At 69.9% G+C, this 3771-nt stretch carries 4 protein-coding genes and 1 tRNA gene; 3 read left to right on the top strand and 2 right to left on the bottom strand.

The genetic code is table 11. The features are described 5' to 3' along the window. Positions 1 to 492: 492 nt before the first annotated feature. Together ABZ297_RS46450 and ABZ297_RS46445 are read left to right on the top strand one after the other, a co-directional pair. Positions 493 to 568: transfer RNA gene (locus tag ABZ297_RS46450), tRNA-Pro, on the top strand. Positions 569 to 1174: 606 nt separating this feature from the next. Next, positions 1175 to 1351 (top strand): hypothetical protein, encoded by a 177-nt coding sequence (locus ABZ297_RS46445; RefSeq protein WP_355360919.1) that lies wholly within the window; start codon positions 1175 to 1177, stop codon positions 1349 to 1351. Between the two features lie 166 nt (positions 1352 to 1517). Here ABZ297_RS46445 and ABZ297_RS46440 read toward each other — a convergent pair whose 3' ends face one another. Continuing rightward, positions 1518 to 2687: a zinc-dependent alcohol dehydrogenase gene (locus ABZ297_RS46440; RefSeq protein WP_355360916.1), complete on the bottom strand. Its 1170-nt coding sequence runs from the start codon at positions 2685 to 2687 to the stop codon at positions 1518 to 1520. Next, positions 2684 to 3298, bottom strand: coding sequence for an SRPBCC family protein (locus tag ABZ297_RS46435; protein ID WP_355360913.1), 615 nt, complete (start codon positions 3296 to 3298; stop codon positions 2684 to 2686). The genes ABZ297_RS46440 and ABZ297_RS46435 overlap by 4 nt, the downstream gene beginning before the upstream one ends. A gap of 280 nt (positions 3299 to 3578) precedes the next feature. Here ABZ297_RS46435 and ABZ297_RS46430 point away from each other — a divergent pair. Beyond that, positions 3579 to 3771: hypothetical protein (locus tag ABZ297_RS46430; protein ID WP_355360922.1), on the top strand; the 193-nt coding region annotated here is incomplete at its 3' end.

Here is a 3771-nt window from a genome sequence, read left to right as displayed (position 1 = left end):
GCCGGCGCGTCGTCGCCGCGGTTCAGCGCGGCGACGCCCAGCGCCGCCAGCACCGCCGCCCCCGCCAGGGCCCCGGCCAGCACGCGGCGCCGTGACCCGCCGCCTCGGTGTTCGTCAGTCACCTGCCCCATCATCGCGGACCCATCGATGTCCCAGCACGCAGAGCGTGATGACCGGCGCGCCGAAGAATGGTACGAGCCTCAACAGGAATGACGCCTCCGGCCACCTCGGTAGCGGAATTTCCGATATTTCCTGATCTTTACTGGTGCTGAAAATGTGTGGCGGTTTTGGAGATCACGCGGTTACGGTGGACAGCGTCCAGCACGACAAGGTCCAGCACAACAAGAAAGGCGCCGACCCGTGAGCGTATTGCCAGAACCGTGCCGTACGGAGCTCGCGGGCGTGCGCAGACAGGCTTCCGGGTGACACCGAAAGGATTCACCGGGAAAGCCGCTCCGGGCAGCAGCCCGAGGCGGCTTCTTTGTTGACAGACCGGGTGTGGGGCAGTCAGGACAGCCCGCCTGCCTTGGGAGCAGGAGTATCGCAGGTTCGAATCCTGCCACTCGGACGACGGCCCTGAAAGAAAAGGGCCGCGGGCCTCGGCCTGGCCGACGGGAATGGCGCCCCCCGGCCGGACAGAGCCCACCGCCCCGGGCGCGGCCCACGCCAGCCCAGCCCGGGGCCCACAGCCTCTCCCCAACCGGAACCTCTGGGACGGAGCCCGACCGGCAAAGCGCTCCCAAGCCGGCCCGACGCGGGCCCCACAGCCCCCTCCTCAGCCGGAACCTCCAGGGCGGAGCCCGAACGGCCGGCCCTCCCACCCGATCGGACGAGCGCTCTCGCCCGGAACCGGCCAGGGCTTCCGCTCAACCGGGTGAGCTCAATCGGCCAGGCGTTCTCGCTCGGCCCGCTGATGCGGCATCCCCGCCGAAGACGTGGGATAATTTCAGCCGGTGCCCTCTCGGCCATAGGCGTGGAAGCTTCCACCAACCTCGGCGAGAGGGTTTTTTCATGTCCGGATGAGCCCACATCCGGACAACCCGATCGACGGATCTGGGCTGGGACGCCGTCGGCGACGAGCTCGCGCCATCCCGTCAACGTCCAGCCGACGCCCTGCTGCCGTCGTCTCGACCACGCTTCGTGCACGCCTATCCCGAGGACCCTGGAGGTTCGCATGCTTGATGAGTACGCCCTCATGCGCCACGCCGAGCTGATCGCCGAGGCGGAGGAGTTCCGCAGAACCCACCCCGCACGGGAACGACGTCTCGTCCCTGCCCGGAGTCGCGCCGCGGGGATGCTCCGTCGCATCGCCGACCGCCTCGAACCCCCGGCGGACCGGGTGATCGCATGAAGGCGTCCTTCTCCCCGTCCCACCACACGGCCGACCGGCGCGGTCCCCTCCTGCCACCCTGGCCGCCTGGACCGACCGAAACCTCGACTCGAGGGCCCCGGCCCGGCTTGACGGCCTGGGGACGGTCGCGTCCGGCGGGTCGGAGCCGGACGGACCGTCACACCTGTTACGGCGTCAGGACGACCTTGTTGCACTCGTCCTGCTTGTTCTTGAACAGCTCGAACCCGTGCGGAGCCTCCCGCAGCGGCATCCGGTGCGAGATGACGAAGCTGGGGTCGATGTCGCCCCTGCGGATCCGCTCCAGCAACGGCTTCATGTACCGCTGCACGTGGCACTGACCGGTCCTGAGTGTGAGCGAGCGGTTCATCAGCGAACCCATCGGGAACTTGTCGAGCATCCCGGTGTACACCCCGATGACCGACACCACCCCGCCGTTCCGGCAGGACAGGATGGCCTCGCGCAGCGCGTACGCACGCTCGGTCTCCGACCGGATGGCCTGCTTGACCCGGTCGTACGCGTACACGGCGGGAATGGGATGGTGGCCCTCCATGCCGACGGCGTCGATGCAGGCGTCGGGCCCGTGTCCGCCGGTCATGTCGCGCAGTGCGTCGAGGACGTCCACCTCCTCGTAGTTGAGCGTCTGCGCGCCCGCGCGCTGCGCGTGGTTCAGCCGGTACTGGAACCGGTCGATGCAGATGACCCGTTCCGCGCCGAGCATGTAGGCGCTGGCCACGGCGAACTGGCCGACCGGCCCCGCACCCCACACCGCGACCGTCTGACCCGGCTTGATGTCGCACATCTCCGCGCCCATGTAGCCGGTCGGCAGGATGTCGGACAGGAAGAGCACCTTCTCGTCCGGCAGATCATCCTCGATCTTGATCGGCCCCACGTCGGCGAACGGCACCCGCGCGTACTCCGCCTGGCCTCCGGCGTAACCGCCCAGCATGTGCGAGTAACCGAAGACGCCCGCAGGGGAGTGCCCCATGAACTTCTCCGCCATCCCCGCGTTGGGGTTGGAGTTCTCGCACACCGAGTACAGGCCCTCCTGGCAGGCGAAACAGGCGCCGCACGCGATCGGGAACGGCACGACCACCCGGTCGCCGACGCTCAGGTTCGACACCCCGGGGCCGACCTCCACGACCTCGCCCATGAACTCGTGGCCGAGGATGTCCCCCTTCTTCACCGTGGGGACGTGCCCGCCGACCAGGGGCAGGTCGGACCCGCAGATCGCGGTCGAGGTGACGCGGACGATCGCGTCGCGGGAGTTCAGGATGCGCGGGTCCGGGACCTCCAGCACCTCCAGGGTGTCGCGGCCCATCCAGCAGTTGGCCCTCACGACCGTCCCCCCGACCCGACGGGCTGGGCCGGACGCTGCGCGGCCAGGCGCGGCGTGTACGCGCCCTCCGGGCTGGCCTCGGAGCGGACCACCTCGCCCGTCTCCATGACCTGCTTGAACCGGCGCAGGTCATCGCGTATCTGCTGCTCGGGGTGCTCGCCGAGCAGCCTGGCGATCACGGCGCTGAGCGCGCGGCCAGGTGTCCCGTACGTCAGATCGACCTGGACCACCGTGCCGTGCCCGCCCAGCGCGTTCGTGAAGCGCACCGAGCCGTTGGTCGAAACGTCGGCGCCGCGGATGGAACCCCAGGTGATCAGCTCGCCGACGCGGTCCTCGATGATCTCCGCCTCCCACTGGACGCCGCCCATCGGGCCCCTCGCCCTCCACTGGGAGCGGCGCTCGCCGAGACTCCTGACCGACTCCAGGTGCGTCATGAACTGAGGCAGCTTCTCGAAGTCGCGCCAGTAGCGGTAGACCTCCTCGCGTGGCCGGTTGATCGTGATCGTGGCGCGTACCCTCATCGGGCCCTTGCCGTGCCTGGTCTTCGAGGCGCGGATCGCGGTGTAGAGGTCGAACGCGGTGATCCCGGCGACGGCGACCGTCACCACCATGATCCGGCGCCGCCTTCCCGTCGCCGACCGCTCCCAGCTCCCGAGACGCCCTGCACCAAAACGCCCCGTCCGGGCACGACCTATCCCGGTACGACCCCAGCCCCCTGCGCGGCCTGATCCCGCGCGACCCAGGATGCCTGCGCGGCCCGCCCTGGCGCGACCCAGGAGGCCCGTGCGACCGGCCCCGGCGCGACCCAGGATCGCGGCGGGCGTGAAGTCGGCGAGACTCCATGTCACGCCCCGTCCGCGGCTTGGTGTGCGCTGCCAGCGTCCGAGGCGCTTGGCACCTTCCGACTGCCTCCAGACTCCCGAGCGCATCGCCCCTCCAACGAGCGCCGAGGCAGCCGACCGTCCCGAACGTCTCCCAGGGGCCGCTGGGGCCGACTCCGCCGCCGGGGTCCGGGTCTTCTCCGACGACGGCAAGTGCGTGTCCGACGCGGTGCTGATGCGCCGCGCCCTGGAGTACGTCAAGG

Origin of the sequence: Nonomuraea sp. NPDC005983 (assembly GCF_040614375.1) — a bacterium.
Classification (GTDB): Bacteria; Actinomycetota; Actinomycetes; order Streptosporangiales; family Streptosporangiaceae; genus Nonomuraea.
The sequence above is the reverse complement of the archived record's forward strand: the minus strand, read 5'-3'. Positions and strand labels throughout refer to the sequence as shown.

Excerpts from the sequence above, each read along its gene's own strand:
- ABZ297_RS46445 (WP_355360919.1), top strand. The coding sequence starts at position 1,175 with ATGCTTGATGAGTACGCCCTCATGCGCCACGCCGAGCTGATCGCCGAG.
- ABZ297_RS46435 (WP_355360913.1), bottom strand. The coding sequence starts at position 3,298 with ATGGTGGTGACGGTCGCCGTCGCCGGGATCACCGCGTTCGACCTCTAC.